The sequence below is a fragment of the Pseudomonas sp. BLCC-B112 genome (assembly GCF_028550695.1).
Classification (GTDB): Bacteria; Pseudomonadota; Gammaproteobacteria; order Pseudomonadales; family Pseudomonadaceae; genus Aquipseudomonas; species Aquipseudomonas danubii.
In genome coordinates, this window is sequence record NZ_JAQQGK010000006.1 from 19,273 (window position 1) to 38,167 (window position 18,895).

Sequence of the window (18,895 nt, forward strand, 5' to 3'; positions counted from 1 at the left end):
CGCGGATTGTCGGTTGTCGCCTATTCAGCAGACGAATTCCCTTCTCTCCCTGACCGGTGCCGCGCCTGGCAACACCCGTCAGGAAGGCGAAGGACCTCACACCTGGGCGGTGCGCAACTTCTCACTGCGCCCACGCAGCCATTCCAGAGTCAGCAGCAGGATCACCGAGAAGGCGATCAGCAGCGTGGCGGCGGCGGCGATGGTCGGGCTGAGGTTTTCGCGGATACCGCTGAACATCTGCCGTGGCAACGTCGCTTGCTCGGGGCCGGCCAGGAACAGGGTCACCACCACTTCGTCGAACGAGGTGGCGAAGGCGAATAGCGCACCACTGATGACCCCAGGCGCGATCAGGGGCAAGGTCACCCGGCGAAAGGTGGTCAATGGCGAGGCGCCGAGGCTGGCTGCAGCCCGCACCAGGTTGTGGTTGAAGCCTTGCAGGGTCGCCGACACGGTGATGATCACGAAGGGCACCCCCAGCACCGCATGCACGACGATCAGCGAGAAGAAACTGTTGCCCATGCCCAGCGGGGCAAAGAACAGATAGCTGGCAACGCCGATGATCACCACCGGCACCACCATCGGCGAAATCACCAGGGCCATCACCAGCGCCTTGCCGGGGAAATCGCCACGGGTCAGGCCGATCGCCGCCAGGGTGCCGAAGACCATCGCCAGCAAGGTGGCGGCCGGGGCGACAATGATGCTGTTCTTCAGGGCTCGCATCCATTCGGCGGAAGCGAAGAAGTCCTGGTACCAGTGCAGCGAGAAGCCCTGCAGCGGATACACCAGAAAGCTCCCGGAGTTGAACGACAGCGGGATGATCACCAGCACCGGCAATACCAGGAACAACAGGATCAAGCCGCAGAGAATCCGCAAGCTGTAGAACCAGACCCGTTCAACGGGCGACATGTAGGGGCTCAGCATTTCGATTCTCTCCTTAGCTCAGGCGCAGGCGACTGGCGCCCACCAGCCAGCTGTAAATCAGATAGAGCACGATGGTCGCCAGCAACAACAGGCCGCCCAGGGCCGTAGCCATGCCCCAGTTGATACTGGTGTTGGTGTAGAAGGCGACGAAGTAGCTGACCATCTGGTCGTTCGGGCTGCCCAGCAGCGCTGGAGTGATGTAGTAGCCGATGGCCAGGATGAACACCAGCAAACAGCCGGCGCCGACCCCGGCGTAGGTCTGCGGCAAATACACCCGCCAGAAGCTGGCGAATGGATGGCAGCCCAGGGAAATCGCTGCACGCATGTAAGTGGGCGAGATGCCCTTCATCACGCTGTAGATCGGCAGGATCATGAACGGCAGCAGGATATGCACCATGGAGATGTAGACCCCGGTGCGGTTGAACACCAACTCCAGCGGCTTATCGATCACCCCCATGGCCAGCAGCGCACTGTTGATCAAGCCGCCGGACTGCAGCAGCACGATCCACGCCGCTACCCGCACCAGGATCGACGTCCAGAACGGCAGCAGCACCAGGATCATCAGCAGATTGCTTTTACGCGCCGGCAGGTTGGCCAGCAGGTAAGCCAGGGGATAGGCCAGCGCCAGGCAGATCGCGGTGATCACCAGGCCCATCCAGAAGGTCCGGGCAAAGATGTCCAGGTAGATGGACTGATCCGGGGTGGCCGGGGCCAGTTCTCCCAGGTCATCGATGCGATGGTCCACCGCCGCCAGCAGATAATAGGGCGTCAGGCTGCTGGTGTTGCGCCGGATCGCCTGCCAGTAGGCCGGGTCACCCCAGCGCTCGTCCAGACTCTCCATGGCTTCTTTATAGGATTCGGGCTCGGCCTTGAACGGCAAGGCACGGGCGGTCTTGGTCAACAGGCTGCGATAGCCGGCCAACTCCATGTTCAGGCGCTTGGACAGATCGCCCAAGGTTTGATTCTTGCGGGCTTCGAACAGGTCTTCGCTCAAGGCCTTGTAGGCCGCTTCGGCGGGCAGGCCACGACCATCCCAGGCACTCACGGCCGCGACAGTGCGCGGCATGCCCCCGACCACTTCCGGGTTGCCGACGCTCTTGTACAGCAGCGCCACAATCGGTACCAGGAACACCAGCAGCAGAAACAGCACCAGAGGCGCGATCAAGGCCTGTGCCTTCCAGCGGTTGACCCGCTCGGCACGGGCCAGCCGCTGCTTCAAGGTCGGGCCGGTGACCGCGTTCAAGGGAACGGTGATGGTCATGACAAACTCCGCGAATCGAACTTTCGAATACAAACCACCGGGGTAGGAGCGGGTTTGCCCGCGAACAAGGCGCATCAGGCGACACCGGTGGTGGTGCCGATCACACCCTCGCGAGCAAGCTCGCTCCTACAACAGCGGGGTGGTTACTTGGCTGCCCAGGCGTTGAAGCGCTGCTCCAGTTGCTCACCGTTGTCAGCCCAGAAGCTGACGTCGATCTGCACCTGGTTGGCGATGTTTTCCGGGGTAGTGGGCATGTCCTTGAGAATGTCCTTGGCCAGCAGCGGCACGGCCTGGATGTTGGCTGGGCCGTAAGCAATGTTTTCCGAATAGGTTTTCTGCTGCTGCGGCTGTACCGAGTAGGCGATGAACTTCTTCGCGGCTTCTGCGCGATCCTTGTCCAGGCCTTTGGGAATGGCCCAGGCATCGAAGTCGTAGATGCCGCCGTTCCACACCACTTTCAGGTTGCTTTCCTTCTGCACCGCGGCGATCCGGCCGTTGTAGGCCGAGCTCATGACCACGTCGCCGGAAGCCAGGTACTGCGGCGGCTGGGCGCCGGCTTCCCACCACTGAATGTAGGGCTTGAGCTCATCGAGTTTCTTGAAGGCGCGATCCTGGCCGTCCTTGCCAGCCAGGACTTTATAGACATCCTTGGGCGCGACGCCGTCGGCCATCAGGGCGAACTCCAGGGTGTACTTGGCGCCCTTGCGCAGACCGCGCTTGCCCGGGAACTGCTTGGTGTCCCAGAAATCGGCCCAGCTGCCTGGTGGTGCTTTGAGTTTGTCGGCGTTGTAGGCCAGCACCGTGGACCAGACGAAGAAGCCCACGCCGCAAGGCTGGATGGCACCCTTGACGTAGTCTTCGCTCTTGCCGAACAGGGCCGGGTCCAGTTGCTCGAACATATCCTCGTCGCAACCGCGGGACAATTCAGGGGACTCGACCTCTACCAGGTCCCAGGACACGCTCTTGGTGTCGACCATGGCCTTGATCTTGGCCATCTCGCCGTTGTACTCGCCAGCGACGATCTTGCCATGGCCTGCGGCTTCCCAAGGCGCGTAGAAGGCTTTGACCTGAGCCGCCTTGTTCGCCCCACCAAAGGACACCACGGTCAGGTCGGGACCCGCCGCCATGGCGTGTGCCGCACCCAGCATGCCCAGTGCCACAGCGATAGCGCTGAGGGGGGCGGTGAATTTCAGGGATCTCAACATTTATTGTGTTCTCCACGTGCAGGTTGGTGTTGCAGGGGGGCGATCAATTCGCCTCTAGAAGCGGGTCAAGCGCGCGAACGTGCTCGACTTGCCAGCCAAGCGGCACCACGTCGCCCACCGCCAGCGCAGGATCGAGCTCGGCAATCGGTTGTTTCACGAAGAAGTCGCTCTTGCCGCAGACTTCCAGGCGCACCCGGACGTGGTCGCCCAGATAGATGAATTCCGCCACCCTCCCGGAGAAGCGGTTGACGCAGCGTTCGCTGGAGCCGTTAAGACTCACGCGCTCCGGACGGATGGAAAGGGTCACCGGGCCGCCGACCTGGCCGACGTTCACCGCCAGCGCCTCGACTTTTTCGCCACGCCCCAGCTCCACCACGCAACGCTCGCCGGTATGGCTGTGGAGCCGACCGTTGAGACGGTTGTTCTCGCCAATGAAGTTGGCGACGAAGGTGTTCTTGGGCTCTTCGTAAAGGGTGCGCGGCGGGGCAATCTGCTGGATTTCGCCCTGATGGAACACCGCCACCCGATCGGACATGGTCAGGGCCTCGCCCTGGTCGTGAGTCACATAGACCACGGTCACACCCAGGCGCTGGTGCAGATGCTTGATTTCCATCTGCATGTGTTCACGCAGTTGCTTGTCCAGAGCCCCGAGGGGTTCGTCCATCAGCACCAACTGCGGCTCGAACACCAGGGCACGGGCCAGGGCCACACGCTGCTGCTGGCCACCGGACAATTGCGCCGGATAACGCTGGGCGAAGGCATCGAGCTGAACCATGCTCAGCACCCGTTTGACCCGTTCACTGATGTCGGTCTTGCTGAGGCCGCGCACCGACAGCGGAAAGCCCAGGTTCTCGGCCACGGTCATGTGCGGAAACAGGGCGTAGTTCTGGAACACCATGCCGATGTCGCGCTTGTGCGGCGGTACATTGTTGATGGAGCGCCCGGCCAGCTGGATCTCACCGGCGGTTGGGGTCTCGAAACCGGCCAGCATCATCAGGCTGGTGGTCTTGCCGGACCCGGACGGCCCCAGCAGGGTGAGGAACTCGCCTTTGCGAATATCCAGGTTGAGGTCTTTGACGATCAGGTTTTCACCGTCGTAGCTTTTCTGCACACCACGAAAGCTGACCAGAACATCGTTGGCCCCAGCGCTTGAATCAACCTCGCTCATACCCACACCTTTTGTTTTAGACGGCTGTGGAACAAGCCTAGTGGAGGCCGCAGGCCGCGCAAATCGGGGCGCAGGAGAGATTCGCCTCAGCCGCCTGGAAGGTTGCGTGTAGGGATTGCCCTACAAGGATGGCGGGATTGGATAAGGGCAGAGGCCAGCGGCAAGCTACAAGCAGCAAGAAACGGCAGAAGGCCGAAAGCGGGGATGTCGTAAATGGATAAGTGCCCTCCCCGGGAGGTGGAGAGAGCACTGCAGATGACGTCAGAGCAGCTTGTGCTCCATGGCGTATTTCACCAGTTCCGCCAGGGAGGTGATATTGAGCTTCTGCATCAGCCGCGCCTTGTGGGTGCTGATGGTCTTGCTGCTCAGGGCCAGTTGCTGAGCAATGTCATTGACGTTGGCACCCTGGGCCAGGCGTTCGAAGACCGAGAACTCGCGTTCGGAAAGCAGCGAATGCAAGGGCCGGGCATCGGTCAGGCCGACCTCGAAGACCATACGGTCCGCCAGGTCCGGGTCGATGTAACGCCCACCGGACGCCACCTTGCGGATGGCCGTCAGCAACAGCGACGGATCGCTGTCCTTGGTGGCGTAGCCGGCAGCGCCGATCTTCAGCGCACGCGCCGCCATCTGCGCCTCGTCATGCATCGACAGCACCAGGATCGCCGGGGGATTGTTCAGGGCCCGAATCCGTGGAATGGCTTCCAGGCCGTTTACCCCGGGCATGGAGATATCCAGCAGCACCACTTCACAGGGCACCTGGCGCAGGGTTTCCAACAGCTGTTCACCGTTGCTCGCCTCGCCCACCACCAGCAGGTCCTTGGCCAGGCCGATCAGCTGCTTGATGCCTTCGCGGACAATGGTGTGGTCTTCGGCTACCAGTACACGGATCACGCGCGTCTCCTCGTTATTGTTCTCGGTCCAGGGGCACCCGGACACTCAGGAGGGTGCCCTCTCCCTGTTCACTGTGCAGCGACAGGCTGCCACCCATGATCAGCACCCGCTCGCGCATGCCCACCAGGCCAAAGGACGTCGGGCGTGCCGAGGCGGTATCGAAACCAAGGCCGTCATCGCTGATGGTCATGCACAACTCGCCCTCTTCCAGGGTCAGGGTCAGTTCCACAGTATGCGCCTGGGCATGGCGCATGACATTGGTCAGGGCCTCCTGGAGGATACGAAACAGGCCGACGGCCTTGGCGTCACTCAGGCGCGGCAGGTTATCCGGCACTTGAACCAGGCAAGGAATCTGTGTGCGTGCTTCGAACCGCCGGGCCTGCCATTCGATGGCCGACGCGATGCCCGCATCGAGGATCGGCGGCCGCAGGGCCGTGGCCACGTCGCGCACCAGTTGGAACAGTTGGGCAATCAGGCGCTTCATGCTGTTGAGTCGTTCGTGCAGCCCCGGGTCGAGTTGGGCATAGGCCAGTTCGCACATGGAGGTTTCCAGCTTGAGCACAGTGAGCATCTGCCCCAGCTCGTCATGGACTTCCCGGGCAATACGGGCCTTTTCTTCTTCGCGCACGCTTTCCAGGTGTGCCGACAATTCCCGCAATTGCTCACGGGAGCTGGCCAGCTCCAACTCGATACGCTTGCTTTCGCTGATGTCCCAGACAATGCCGTCCCAGACAAAAGCGCCGTCATCCAGGCGGCGGGTGATGGCCTTGATCTCGGCCCAGCGCTGCTGGCCCTGGCGGGTCAGGATGCGACCTTGCCAGGACCAGTCGCTATCGGTGTCCAGGGCCTGATCCTGGGTCTGGTGATAACTGGCCTTGTCGTCCGGGTGCACCAGGCTGCGCAGGCCGGTGTCACGGTGGGCCAGCGTCGCCGGCGAGTAGCCCACCAGGGTTTCGCTGCCTTCACTGATATAGGCGAAATCGATCTGCCCGGTGACCGGCGCTCGCTCCAGGCGGAACACCAGGCCCGGGACGTTGGCGGCGATCCCCTGTAGGCGCGCCTCGCTTTCCCGCAGCGCCGCCAGCGCACGACGGCGCTCGGTGACGTCATTGAGGTAGACCACCAGGTATTCGCTGTCGCGAAAACGCAGGAAGCTCAAGGACACGTCCGCCGGCAGGATGCTGCCGTCAGCACGCACGCACTGGGTCTCGAAACTCTGCGCGCCCTCCTCACTGGCCCGGGCACGCTTCCACAGGTTGAGCCAGCGATCCATGTGCAGGTTGGGTTCGAAATCGATCAGCGGGCGGTCGATCACTCCGCCCGCCGGATAACCGAGCATCTCTTCAGCGGCCCGATTGGCATAACGCACATGACTGTCCCAGTTGACCCAGAGAATGCCCACAGTGCTTTGATCAATGGAAAACTGGGTCAGGCGCAGGGCTTCTTCGCTGGCGGCGCGCAGGGCGATATCCTCACGTGCCGCCAGCAACCTCTGCTCCAGACTGCGTTGCTGACGACGCTGCCAGAAGACAGTCGCCAAGCTGGCCAGCAACAGGATCATCAACAGTAGGCTGAGGTTCTGCCAGACGCCGGGGGATTCTCCCAGGCGCGGGTACTTGGGCTGCAGCCAACGACTGTGCAATTGCTCCAGCTCCTTGGCCGGAATCGCGTGCAAGCCGGCCTCTACGATACTGGCCAGCTCCGGCCAGTCGCGACGGGTCGCTACCCGTAACAGCTGCGGCAGGCCGATATCCCCCACCACCGCCAACCCGGAAAACTCTGCCTCCGCTGACAGGCGACTGAGCTGGGCTTCATCCACAACCGCATAACGGGCTTGCTGGCTCAGCAGCAGTTGCAGGGCCTGGCGCTCCAGGGGAACCCCTTGCAGATTCAGGTTGGGGTAGGTCAGGCGCAGGTAATCGGCCACCGCGCTGGGCATGCGCACCGCGACTCGGGCCTGGCTGTCGAGCTTCTCCAGTTCCACGGCCCCCGCGCCCTTGCGCTCACCCACCACCAGCTGTGGCACACGCATATAAGGGTCACTGAACAGCCACAGCCTCAGGCCCGCGGGGGTCTGGGTCAGGCCGGGGGCCATGTCCACTTCGCCGTCGCGCAGGGCTCTTTCCAGCTGTGCCTGATCGGGAAAGTTGCGCCAGCTGAGTTCAATCTTCAGCGCCTGGGCCAAGGTCTGCATCAGTTCGACGTTAGCCCCGGACAGGCGCTGCAGACGCCGGTCGTATTGGGCGAACGGTGCCTGCAGTACCAGCCCCACCCGCAACTCCGGGTGTTGTTCAAGCCATTGACGCTGCTCGTGGCTCAAGGGTGCTGTGGGCACATGGGGCGTCGGTGCCGCCCCGCCTATCAAGGGAAGGCACAGACAGCCGATAAGCAGAAGGCAGCGAAAACGCATCATCTGAAGTCTCACACCCTGACAAATACTGACCAACCCATTAGGCTGCCGGAATTACTTCTGGCCTGGAATATCCGATGCCCCTTGTCCACCGCTCGGCACTGCCTGCATTGTGCCTGTCGCTGATCCTGCCTTGGACCTTTTCTGTGGAAGCCGCCGACCCGGCCCCGGAAACCAAGAGCCCCGAGGAACAACCGGCGCAACGCCAAACCCTGCCTGAACGCAGCCAGGAAGATGCCAGCGCCCTAGAGCGTCAGTTGCCTGCCCAGGAGCAACAGCAGTTGCAAGCCGGTGGCGACACCTTCCTGGCCCTGTGGAAACCGGCCAACACCAGCGAACCCAAGGGCGTGGTGATTATCCTCCCGGGAGCCGGCGAAAGCGCCGACTGGCCCCAAGCCGTGGCCCCTCTGCGCAATAAACTGCCGGACACTGACTGGGGCAGCCTGAGCCTGACCCTGCCGGACATGCTCAGCGAAGCGGCACAACCGCGGATCGTCGAGGCCGCGCCGCCGCCAGCGGACACCAGCAACACCGCCAAGGACGCCAGCGCCGAGGCCAAGCCCATCGAACAAGCCGCCGGTGGCGAAGCCGACGTGGCGGACCGCGCCGTCGCAGAAAGCACCGAAGAACAGGTCAAGGCCGATGCCGAGCGCATCTTCACCCGGATCGATGCAGCCCTGGCCTTCGCCGAACAGCAGAATGCCCGCAGCATCGTGCTCCTGGGCCACGGCACTGGCGCCTACTGGGCCGCACGCTACCTGAGCGAAAAACAGCCCTCCCAGGTACAGAAGCTGGTGATGGTAGCTGCCCAGACACCTGCCAATGGCAAGCCACAACTGGCAGAGTTGACACCGACCCTGAAGCTGGCAACCGCAGATTTCTACTATGTCGACAAAAGCGCTGCGCAGAAAGCGGCACTGGAACGACTGCAAGCCAGCAAGCGCCTGAAGCATTCAAACTTCAGCCAGATCGCCCTCAAAGCCCTGCCCGGCAATCATGCCGCCCAGCAAGAGCAGCTGTTCCGCCGGGTACGTGGCTGGTTGAACCCGCAGAACACCGACAGTTGAAGAGCTCGAGCCGCCACTGCCTGACTGGCAATGGCGGCCCGGCCACGCCTCAGCGGAAATCCCGGCGCTCGCGTATCAGGGCATAGGCGCTGTGCAATTCACGGGTCGTTTCCGTCGCCTCCCGCACCTGGGCTGCACTGGCGCCGCTACCGGCGATCTTGTCCGGGTGATGACGACTAAGCAGGCGGCGATAGGCGCGCTTGATCTGCGCCGGTTCAGCAGTGGCGGCAACCCCCAACAGGCGCAACGCCTCCTGATAGGTCAGGGCTCCCTCGGCCAACGACCTGCGCGCCGGGCCATACTCCTGCGCCAGCGCCTGGATCTGTTCCGTGGTCCAGCCCAGCCATTTGCCCCAGAGCTGGATCAGTTCACGCTCCGCCGGCCCCACCCGGCCATCGGCCCAAACCATCCGCCAGCAGGCACGCAACACACCCTCCGCGGCATGGGGCTGGGCACTCAGGCGCCGCAGATAACCGCGCAGACGGTCATTGCCCGACTTGCCTCGATTGAAGGCTGCAATGGCACGGCGCTGGGCTGAATCGTTCATGTCCAGCGAACGCATCTCCTGGCGCGCCTGCTGGATATGCCCATCCACCACCCGGCCATCACTTTTAGCCAAGCGTCCCAGCAACACGAACAGCAGTTCATCGTTGCGCAACGCCGGGCGACCGCCCAGACGCTCACGTACATGCGCCCAGCTATGCAGTTGCAGACGTCGGTCCAGAGCCTGCCCCAACAACGCACCAAGCATGGCCCCCGGAATGCTGGCAATTGCAAAACCCGCTCCGGCTCCGATCAGAGTCCCTGGCCACCACATATCAGCGCCTCGCTTGCAGCAGGGCTTCGACCTGCGCCAGACGCTCGACCGTACCCACGTCGATCCATTGTCCCTGCATATGCTCGCCGCTGACCTGTCCACGGGCCATGGCCTCGCGCAACAGCGGCGCCAGTTTGCAGGGGCCCGGGACACAGTGCTGGAACAAATTCGGATGCAGAACCGAAATCCCACTAAAGGTCAGGGCTGCAGCTCCGGGTCGGGCATCGTGCAACATCCCGTCCTGCAGGCAGAAATCGCCACCACTGGGATGGTGCGCCGGGTTATCCACCATCACCAAGTGAGCCAGTCCAGCCAGGGGCCGACGCAAGGAGGCGAAGTCGTAGTCGGTCCAGATATCACCATTGACCACCAGAAACGGCTCATCCCCCAACAAGGGCAAGGCTTTGAAAATACCGCCGGCGGTTTCCAGAGGCTCGCTTTCCGCCGAGTACTGAATGTTCAGGCCCCAGCGTTGACCGTCGCCAAGGGCTTCCTCAATCTGCTGACCAAGCCAGGCATGGTTGATCACGATGTCGCAAAAGCCCGCCTTGGCCAGCGCCACCAGGTGGTATTCGATCAGGGGCATGCCGGCTACAGGCAACAGCGGCTTGGGGGTGGTCAGGGTCAGGGGGCGCATGCGCTCGCCCTTGCCGGCGGCCAGAATCATTGCCTTCATGCATCGGCTCCCGCTGGCTGGCGCAGGCTGAGCAGCAGTTGCGAAAGCTCGGCCAATTCGGGACGACGGGCCAGCACTGCTTCTATATAGGCAAAGAATCGTGGCACGTCGGCCAGGTAACGAGGCTTGCCGTCGCGGTGGCATATCCGCGAGAAGATACCGATCACCTTGAGGTGACGCTGTACGCCCATCAGGTCACTGGCCCGGAGGAACTCCTCGAAGTCTTCCTGGACCGGGATCCCCAGCGCTCGGGCCTGGTGCCAATAGCCCTCCAGCCAGCCACGCACACGGGGCTGCGGCCAACTGAGGAAGGCATCCTTGAACAGGCAGGTCACGTCGTAGGTCACTGGGCCGTAGACCGCATCCTGAAAGTCCAGCACCCCAGGATTCGGCTCGCTGAGCATCAGGTTGCGTGGCATATAGTCGCGATGCACCAGCACCTTGGGCTGCGCCAGGGCGCTCTCGATCAGCAGGTCACTGACCCGCTGCCACTGTTCGCGCTGCTGCGCGCTGAGCGTGACACCCAGTTCACGTCCGACGTACCACTCAGGAAACAGCTCCAGTTCACGGCGCAGCAGAGCGACATCGTAGCTGGGCAGTGGCGCATCCATAGGCAACTGTTGAAACGCCAGCAGGGCCTGCAGTGCATCCTCGAAAAGTGCATCGGCATTGCTTTCGTCGATCACGTCGAGGTAGGTCTTGTTGCCCAGGTCGTTGAGCAATAAAAAGCCCCGAACCAAGTCTTGGGCATAAATTTTCGGCACATTGATGCCGGAAGTCGCCAGCAACTGGGCGATATCCACGAAGGGTTTGCAGTTTTCCTGGGGGGGCGGAGCATCCATGACCACAAAGCTGCGGCCTGCACCCTGCCAACGGAAATAACGGCGGAAACTCGCGTCGCTACTGGCCGCGGTCAATGTCGCCGGGGGTACTTCACCCCAGCCTTGTGCTGCATAAACAATCGCCAACTGCTCATCGAGCCAAACTTTCAGGTGTTGCAAGCGTACATCTTGGTCAGGCATTACAAGGGTCTCCGACGGCGCTAGCCGTCAAGCGGGTCATGCTTTATTATCCAGCATCTTTTTCAGACCATCGAGAGGCGTGCGGCCCACACCGCGGGCAGATGGCACGCAGGAAGCCCGGACTAATAAGATGGCATTGAAATCCCCCGCGTTTCGTAAAAAATTTCCGTTGCTGGTTACCGGCGGTTTGCTGGCCCTGCAACCTCTAGCCACTTCCTTCGTGGTCGCCGCGGAACAGTATGACTGCTCAGTCTCTGCTTCGGGTGGCTGGGCCTGTGCGCCGAAAGCAAGTGCAGCCCCACTGCCTCCACGGCCGATTCACGATGCCAGCTCGGTCAGTTCCAACGGCGCCACCGCAACCGACAGTGGCACCGCAGAACAAGCGACCGGCGACAAGCCAGTGCTGGTCACCGAGGCCAAAGGCCGGGGTCTGAAGTCCCGCAGCGCGGACTACAGCCACCTCGACTGGGTACCGCGCGAGAAGCTCACCGCCGCTCAATTGGCCGAAACCGGTCCTTACTGCTCTGGTTCCTATATCGAACCAATTCGTCCTGGCATGAATGACAAGACGAATAAAAGTGATGCCCCCACCTTTATCGGTGCCAAGGCCTCGCGTTATCAGCAGGAAGAACAGGTGGCGACCCTGGCCGGTGACGTGGTCATGCGCCAGGGCAGCATGCAGGTCGAAGCCGACGAGGCCAACCTGTATCAGGCCGAGAACCGTGGCGAGCTCAGCGGCAACGTACGCATCCGCGATAACGGCACGCTGATGGTCGGCGACCACGCCGACGTGCAACTCGACACTGGCGAAGCCAAGGTCGACAACGCCGAATACGTGATGCACAAGTCGCGGGTTCGCGGCAGTGCGCTGTATGCCAAACGTGCGGAAAACGCCATCATCCGCCTCAAGGATGGTACGTACACCACGTGCGAACCGAACAGCAACGCCTGGCAGCTCAAGGGCAACAACATCACCTTGAACCCGGCCACCGGCTTCGGTACCGCGACCAACGTGACCTTGCGGGTCAAAGACATTCCGGTGCTCTACACCCCGTATATCTATTTCCCGATCGACGACCGTCGTCAGTCCGGCTTCCTGCCGCCGAGCATCGGCACAGGCGGCGATACCGGCTTCATGCTGGTCACGCCCTACTACTTCAACCTGGCACCGAACTACGATGCCACGTTGTACCCGCGCTACATGTCCAAGCGCGGCCTGTTGATGGAAGGCGAGTTCCGCTACCTGACCAAGAGCAGCGAAGGTCAGTTCGGCGCCGCCTACCTCAACGACGACGACACTGATCGCAAGAAGCAGACCGACTACGAAAAAACCCGCTACATGCTCAACTGGCAGCACAAGGGCGGGTTTGATTCGCGGGTGATGACCGAGGTCGACTACACCAAAATCAGCGATCCGTATTACTTCCAGGACCTGGAAACCGATCAGATTGGCGTGAAGTCCACCGACTACGTCAACCAGCAAGGCGCCGTGACCTACCGTGGTGACGACTACACCGCACGTCTTAACGTGCAGGCGTATGAGCTGGCAAGCGTGTCCAATATCACTCCGTACAACAAGCTGCCGCAGATCACCTTCAACGGTGCCCTGCCGTACCATCCGCAAGGTCTGGATTTCACCTATGAAACCGAGCTGGTTCGGTTTGAGCGGGATCTACTGAAGGGCAACTACACAGATAAAGATGGCGGACCGATTGACCCTATCACCGGGCTGGTAGGCAATCCGCGTCTGGACACCAACGTAGCGGGCCTGGCCCGCGCCAATGGTGATCGCCTGAACCTCAAACCTGGTGTCAGCCTGCCGCTGAACTGGAGTTATGGCTATCTGACTCCATCCCTGAAGTATATGTACACCCAGTACAATCTTGATCTGGATGGCCGAGGCAAAGACGACTTGGTCACCAACAGGAATAGAGCTGCTGCCTTGGGTGAGTCGTACAAGAGCTCACAAAACCGCGGCGTCCCAATCGCCAGCGTCGACGGCGGCCTGTACTTCGACCGTGACACTCAATGGTTCGGCAAGAACTACCGCCAGACCCTGGAGCCGCGTGCGTTCTACCTCTATGTACCCGAGGAAGACCAGAAGGACATTCCGGTATTCGATACCGGCGAACCTACCTTTAACTACGCCTCGCTGTTCCGTGACAACCGTTTCTCCGGCTCCGACCGTGTCGGCGACGAGAATAAGCTGTCTCTGGGCGTGACCAGCCGCTGGATCGAAGACAACGGCTTCCAGCGTCAGCGCGTCAGCGTTGGCCAGGCCCTGTACTTCAAGGATCGCACCGTCCAATTGCCGGGTATCGACTACCGCACTCGCGACGATGCGACGTCCAACGTCTCGCCTTACGCCCTTGAATACGAATACCGTTTCAACCGCGACTGGCGCGCCAACGCAGAGTACAACTGGGACCCGGACAGCCACACCGCACGCTCCGGCAGTGCGATGTTCCACTACCAGCCTGAAGACAACCCGAACAAGGTGGTCAACGCCGGCTATCGCTATCGCAACGACCAGATCCGCTACGACCAGAACAGCGGTACCTGGAAAATGGGCGGCGACTACGGCACTCCAGGCACGCCTGGCTACGTGAAGGACTACTACAAGATCCAGCAGCATGATTTCTCGGTGATCTGGCCGATCGTGCCGCAATGGAACGCCATCAGCCGCTGGCAGTACGACTACAACCGTAACCGCACGCTCGAGGCCTTCGGTGGTTTCGAATACGACAACTGCTGCTGGAAACTGCGCCTGATCAGCCGTTACTGGGTCAAGTATGACGAGTTCAGTCAGAACGCTCCGGAGAACGAGAAAGGCGACCGCGGCATCTTCCTCCAAATTGTTCTGAAGGGTCTCGGTGGCGTCATGGGCACCAAAGTAGAGAGCTTCCTCGACAAAGGCATCCAAGGTTATCGTGAACGTGAAGACCAAGCTTTCTGATTGTCTGCGCCCGCTGATGTTGGGCGCGCTGTTCCTGAGCACTGCGGCCAGCGCCGCAGTGCAGTCCATCGACAAGGTTGTGGCCATCGTCGACAACGACGTGGTCATGCAGAGCCAGTTGGACCAGCGGGTTAACGAAGTTCAGCAAACCATCGCCAAGCGTGGCGGTGGTGTGCCGCCTACCAGCGTCCTGGAACAGCAGGTTCTGGAGCGTCTGATCGTTGAAAACCTGCAACTGCAGATTGGCGAACGTTCCGGCATCCGCATCACCGATGAAGAACTGAACCAGGCCATCGGCACCATTGCCCAGCGCAACAGCATGAGCATCGAGCAGTTCCGTGCCGCTCTGGCCCGCGACGGCCTGTCTTATGAAGACGCTCGTGACCAGGTGCGCCGTGAAATGATCATCAGCCGCGTGCGTCAGCGCCGGGTGGCCGAGCGTATTCAGGTGTCGGAACAGGAAGTGAAGAACTTCCTGGCCTCGGACCTGGGCAAGATGCAGCTCTCCGAAGAACTGCACCTGGCCAATATCCTGATCCCGACCCCGGAAAGCGCCAACTCCGAAGCGATTCAGAGTGCCGCCCGCCAGGCCATGGACGTGTACCAGCAACTCAAGCAAGGTGCGGACTTCGCGCAATTGGCGATTGCCCGCTCCGGCAGCGACAACGCCCTGGAAGGCGGCGACATGGGCTGGCGTAAAGCTGCTCAATTGCCTCCTCCGTTCGACCGTGAACTGAGTGCAATGGCCGTGGGCGATATCACCCAACCAGCGCGCACCCCAGGCGGCTTTATCATTCTCAAGCTGCTGGACAAGCGCGGTGGCGGCAATCAGGTGCGTGATGAAGTGCATGTACGCCACATCCTGATCAAGCCAAGCGAGATTCGCAGCGAAGAAGAGACCAAGCGCCTGGCGCAAAAACTCTACGACCGCATTGAAGCCGGCGAAGACTTTGCCGAACTGGCGAAAAGCTACTCGGAAGACCCAGGTTCGGCGCTCAACGGCGGCGACCTCAACTGGATCGACCCGAACGCCCTGGTGCCTGAGTTCCGCGAAGTGATGGCCAAGACCCCACAAGGTCAACTGTCCAAGCCGTTCAAGAGCCCTTATGGCTGGCACGTACTGGAAGTCCTTGGCCGTCGCGCCACCGACAGCACCAGCCAGGCCCGCGAGCAACAAGCCATGACCGTCCTGCGTAACCGCAAGTACGACGAAGAGCTGCAGACCTGGTTGCGGCAGATCCGTGATGAGGCCTACGTCGAGATCAAACTGCCTGGCGCTGAACAGGCGGCCCAGTGAAACCCAGACGTTTCGCTCTGACACCCGGCGAACCGGCGGGTATAGGTCCTGACCTGTGCCTGCTGCTCGCCTCGCAACCCCAGCCATACCCCCTGATTGCCATCACCAGCCGCGACCTGCTCCTTGAGCGGGCTGCGCAGTTGGGTGTGGCAGTCAATCTGGTGCCGGTGACTCTGGAACAACTGCCGACTGAACCCGCCCCCGCAGACAGCCTGTATGTCTGGGACACGCCTCTGGCCAAGCCGGTGGTCAGCGGCCAGCTGGACCAGGCCAATGCAGCCTTCGTCCTGGAAACCCTGACCCGCGCCGGCCAGGGCTGCCTGGATGGGCACTTCGCCGGCATGATCACTGCTCCTGTGCACAAGGGCGTGATCAACGATTCCGGGATCGTCTTTTCCGGGCATACCGAATTTCTTGCGGACCTGACCCACACCGAACAGGTGGTGATGATGCTGGCCACCCGCGGCCTGCGCGTGGCACTGGTGACCACCCACCTGCCCTTGCGGGAGATTGCCGATGCCATCACCGCAGAACGCCTGGAGCGAGTCACTCGAATCCTGCATGCCGACCTGCAACACAAGTTCGGTATTGCCCAACCACGGATCCTGGTTTGCGGACTCAACCCTCACGCAGGCGAAGGCGGGCATCTGGGCCGCGAAGAGATCGACATCATCGAACCTACCCTAGAGCGTCTGCGCACCGAAGGCATGGACCTGCGCGGCCCACTGCCTGCCGACACTCTGTTTACCCCCAAATATCTGGAGCACTGCGACGCAGTGCTGGCGATGTACCACGACCAAGGCTTGCCCGTGCTGAAATACAAAGGCTTCGGCGCGGCCGTCAATGTGACGCTCGGCCTGCCGATCATCCGCACCTCCGTCGACCACGGCACCGCCCTGGATCTGGCCGGTAGCGGCAAGATCGACACCGGCAGCCTGCAGGTCGCCCTGGAAACCGCCTACCAGATGGCCGAGAACCGTTTATGAGCGAGCAATACCAACACCGGGCGCGCAAGCGCTTCGGCCAGAACTTCCTGCATGACGCCGGCGTTATCGACCGTATCCTGCGGGCTATCCACGCCAAACCCGAAGACCGCATGCTGGAAATCGGCCCGGGCCAAGGCGCCCTGACCGAAGGCCTGCTGAGCAGCGGAGCCCAGTTGGACGTGGTGGAGCTGGACAAGGATCTGATCCCGATCCTCAACCAGCAGTTCGCCGGCAAGAGCAACTTCAACCTGCACCAGGGCGATGCCCTGAAGTTCGACTTCAATACGCTGGGCGCCGCACCAAGCAGCCTGCGGGTGGTCGGCAACCTGCCCTACAACATCTCCACCCCGCTGATCTTCCACCTGCTGCAGAACGCCGGGCTGATCCGCGACATGCACTTCATGCTGCAAAAGGAAGTGGTCGAGCGCCTGGCCGCCGGCCCTGGTGGAGGTGACTGGGGTCGCCTGTCGATCATGGTTCAGTATCACTGCCGAGTGGAACATCTGTTCAACGTAGGCCCCGGCGCATTCAATCCTCCACCAAAGGTTGATTCGGCCATAGTGCGCCTGGTACCTCACGCGGTGCTGCCACATCCAGCCAAGGATCATCGCCTGCTGGAGCGCATCGTCCGCGAAGCCTTCAACCAGCGCCGCAAGACACTGCGCAATACCCTCAAGGCCCTCCTCAACAGCGCCGAGATCGAAGCCGCCGGTGTCGATGGCAGCCTGCGCCCCGAGCAACTGGATCTGGCCGCCTTTGTACGCCTAGCCGATCAATTGGCCGACCAGCCCAAGCCTGCCAACGACTGAGAAACGCCCTTGCCCGAGATCGGGTAGGACGCCGGACAGGATGTCTGGTTTACTACCCGATACTTGACCTAGACTGACCTCCATCAGCTTTGTCCCGCGCCCCGCTTTGCTTTAAAGGCCTTTTGCATGTCCGATCCTCGTTATCAGGTCGACGTCAGCGTCGTCACCCGCTTTCTGGCAGACCAATCGCAACCCGAGCAGAACCGTTTCGCTTTCGCCTACACCATTACCGTTCAGAACAACGGATCACTCCCAGCCAAGCTGCTGTCCCGGCACTGGGTAATCACCGACGGTGATGGCCATGTAGAAGAGGTTCGTGGCGCTGGCGTGGTTGGCCAGCAGCCATTGATTGCCGCTGGCAAGAGCCACACCTATAGCAGCGGCACGGTGATGACCACCCGGGTCGGTAACATGCAGGGCAGTTACCAGATGCTGGCCGAGGACGGCAAACAGTTCGACGCCATCATTGCCCCCTTCCGCCTGGCGGTCCCCGGGGCCCTGCACTGATGGCAACCTACGCCGTCGGCGATCTGCAAGGCTGCCTGGAACCGCTGCAGTGCCTGCTTGAACAAGTCGCGTTCGACCCTGCCCGGGACCGCCTGTGGCTGGTGGGAGACTTGGTCAATCGCGGCCCACAGTCACTGGAAACCCTGCGCTACCTTTATTCCATCCGCGATTCGCTGGTTTGCGTGCTGGGCAATCACGACCTGCACCTGCTGGCAGCCTGGCGCAATATCGAACGGCTGAAAAAGTCCGACACGCTGCGGGAAATCCTTGAAGCCCCTGATTGCGAAGAACTGTTGCAGTGGTTGCGCCAGCAAAAGCTGATGCATTACGACGAAGCCCGCAACGTGGCCCTGGTCCATGCCGGCATCGCCCCCCAGTGGTCCCTGAAGAAGGCGCTCAAGTGCGCCGCCGAAGTCGAGGAAGCGCTACGTGACGACAACCTCTTCGAGCCCTTCCTGGACGGCATGTACGGCAACGATCCAGCCAAATGGGACAGCGACCTCAAGGGCGTGACCCGCCTGCGCGTCATCACCAACTACTTCACCCGCATGCGTTTCTGCACCAGCGAGGGCAAGCTCGACCTCAAGAGCAAGGAAGGACTGGACACCGCACTACCGGGCTACGCGCCCTGGTTCAGTCACAAGGAGCGCAAGACCCGGGACCTGAAGATCATCTTCGGTCACTGGGCGGCCCTGGAAGGCCATTGCAACGAACCCGGCATTTTCGCCCTGGACAGCGGCTGTGTATGGGGCGGGGCCATGACCTTGCTGAATGTCGATACCGGCGTGCGCCTGACCTGCGATTGCGACGCCCAGGGGCACACTGCGCCCCTTTCCCCAGAACCCTTGCCCGTCCCGGCAAAGCGCTAGTCGGCGCTGACTATCTAGCTCCAGGAGCCCGCC

Annotated in this window: 16 protein-coding genes; 7 read left to right on the plus strand and 9 right to left on the minus strand. The window is 61.7% G+C overall.

From position 1 onward, the window contains the following. Positions 1–96: 96 nt before the first annotated feature. The 6 genes from PQT43_RS16640 to PQT43_RS16665 all read right to left on the minus strand — a co-directional run bounded on the left by PQT43_RS16640 (position 97) and on the right by PQT43_RS16665 (position 7,859). Positions 97–921 carry an ABC transporter permease gene (locus PQT43_RS16640; RefSeq protein ID WP_102861909.1) on the minus strand — a complete coding sequence of 275 codons (825 nt, stop codon included), beginning with the start codon at positions 919–921 and terminating at the stop codon, positions 97–99. A gap of 13 nt (positions 922–934) precedes the next feature. Continuing rightward, positions 935–2,182, minus strand: a complete 1,248-nt coding sequence (locus tag PQT43_RS16645; RefSeq protein WP_102861910.1) for an ABC transporter permease — start codon at positions 2,180–2,182, stop codon at positions 935–937. Positions 2,183–2,325: 143 nt separating this feature from the next. Then, on the minus strand, positions 2,326–3,387 hold the full coding sequence (locus tag PQT43_RS16650) for an ABC transporter substrate-binding protein (protein WP_102881034.1): 1,062 nt from the start codon (positions 3,385–3,387) through the stop codon (positions 2,326–2,328). 43 nt (positions 3,388–3,430) lie between these two features. Next, positions 3,431–4,555: an ABC transporter ATP-binding protein gene (locus tag PQT43_RS16655; RefSeq protein ID WP_102861912.1), complete on the minus strand. Its 1,125-nt coding sequence runs from the start codon at positions 4,553–4,555 to the stop codon at positions 3,431–3,433. 261 nt (positions 4,556–4,816) lie between these two features. After that, positions 4,817–5,446: a response regulator gene (locus PQT43_RS16660; protein ID WP_102861913.1), complete on the minus strand. Its 630-nt coding sequence runs from the start codon at positions 5,444–5,446 to the stop codon at positions 4,817–4,819. A gap of 13 nt (positions 5,447–5,459) precedes the next feature. Continuing rightward, complete coding sequence (locus PQT43_RS16665) at positions 5,460–7,859, minus strand: PAS domain-containing sensor histidine kinase (protein ID WP_253083975.1); 2,400 nt, start codon at positions 7,857–7,859, stop codon at positions 5,460–5,462. 74 nt (positions 7,860–7,933) lie between these two features. On the opposite strand from PQT43_RS16665, the gene PQT43_RS16670 reads away from it, so the two are divergent. Beyond that, entirely contained in the window at positions 7,934–8,923 is a 990-nt protein-coding gene (locus PQT43_RS16670; protein ID WP_115581059.1) for an alpha/beta hydrolase family protein, read from the plus strand. Positions 8,924–8,972: 49 nt separating this feature from the next. Here the strand turns inward: PQT43_RS16670 and PQT43_RS16675 are convergent, their stop codons facing one another. From PQT43_RS16675 to PQT43_RS16685, 3 genes are read right to left on the minus strand one after another with little or no spacing between them, the layout of a single operon-like run. After that, the gene (locus tag PQT43_RS16675) at positions 8,973–9,740 is read right to left on the minus strand and encodes a TerB family tellurite resistance protein (protein WP_102881037.1); all 768 of its coding nucleotides are present in this window, start codon (positions 9,738–9,740) and stop codon (positions 8,973–8,975) included. A gap of 1 nt (position 9,741) precedes the next feature. Continuing rightward, positions 9,742–10,416 carry an N-acetylmuramate alpha-1-phosphate uridylyltransferase MurU gene (murU, locus tag PQT43_RS16680; RefSeq protein WP_267269000.1) on the minus strand — a complete coding sequence of 225 codons (675 nt, stop codon included), beginning with the start codon at positions 10,414–10,416 and terminating at the stop codon, positions 9,742–9,744. After that, positions 10,413–11,438 carry an aminoglycoside phosphotransferase family protein gene (locus PQT43_RS16685; protein ID WP_267269001.1) on the minus strand — a complete coding sequence of 342 codons (1,026 nt, stop codon included), beginning with the start codon at positions 11,436–11,438 and terminating at the stop codon, positions 10,413–10,415. Before PQT43_RS16685 ends, murU begins: the two co-directional genes overlap by 4 nt. Positions 11,439–11,568: 130 nt before the next feature. Here PQT43_RS16685 and PQT43_RS16690 point away from each other — a divergent pair, with 130 nt between their 5' ends. The 6 genes from PQT43_RS16690 to PQT43_RS16715 all read left to right on the plus strand — a co-directional run bounded on the left by PQT43_RS16690 (position 11,569) and on the right by PQT43_RS16715 (position 18,862). Continuing rightward, entirely contained in the window at positions 11,569–14,394 is a 2,826-nt protein-coding gene (locus PQT43_RS16690; protein ID WP_110594488.1) for an LPS-assembly protein LptD, read from the plus strand. After that, positions 14,375–15,691 (plus strand): peptidylprolyl isomerase SurA, encoded by a 1,317-nt coding sequence (gene surA, locus PQT43_RS16695; RefSeq protein ID WP_146036396.1) that lies wholly within the window; start codon positions 14,375–14,377, stop codon positions 15,689–15,691. The genes PQT43_RS16690 and surA overlap by 20 nt, the downstream gene beginning before the upstream one ends. Continuing rightward, positions 15,688–16,677, plus strand: a complete 990-nt coding sequence (gene pdxA / locus PQT43_RS16700) for a 4-hydroxythreonine-4-phosphate dehydrogenase PdxA (RefSeq protein ID WP_253083979.1) — start codon at positions 15,688–15,690, stop codon at positions 16,675–16,677. Before surA ends, pdxA begins: the two co-directional genes overlap by 4 nt. Beyond that, a complete protein-coding gene (rsmA, locus tag PQT43_RS16705) occupies positions 16,674–17,486 on the plus strand; it encodes a 16S rRNA (adenine(1518)-N(6)/adenine(1519)-N(6))-dimethyltransferase RsmA (RefSeq protein WP_253083980.1) in 813 nt (270 codons plus the stop codon). Before pdxA ends, rsmA begins: the two co-directional genes overlap by 4 nt. Before the next feature lie 126 nt (positions 17,487–17,612). Continuing rightward, the gene (gene apaG / locus PQT43_RS16710) at positions 17,613–17,993 is read left to right on the plus strand and encodes a Co2+/Mg2+ efflux protein ApaG (protein WP_025131262.1); all 381 of its coding nucleotides are present in this window, start codon (positions 17,613–17,615) and stop codon (positions 17,991–17,993) included. Continuing rightward, on the plus strand, positions 17,993–18,862 hold the full coding sequence (locus tag PQT43_RS16715; RefSeq protein ID WP_102861923.1) for a symmetrical bis(5'-nucleosyl)-tetraphosphatase: 870 nt from the start codon (positions 17,993–17,995) through the stop codon (positions 18,860–18,862). Before apaG ends, PQT43_RS16715 begins: the two co-directional genes overlap by 1 nt. Positions 18,863–18,895: the final 33 nt, after the last annotated feature.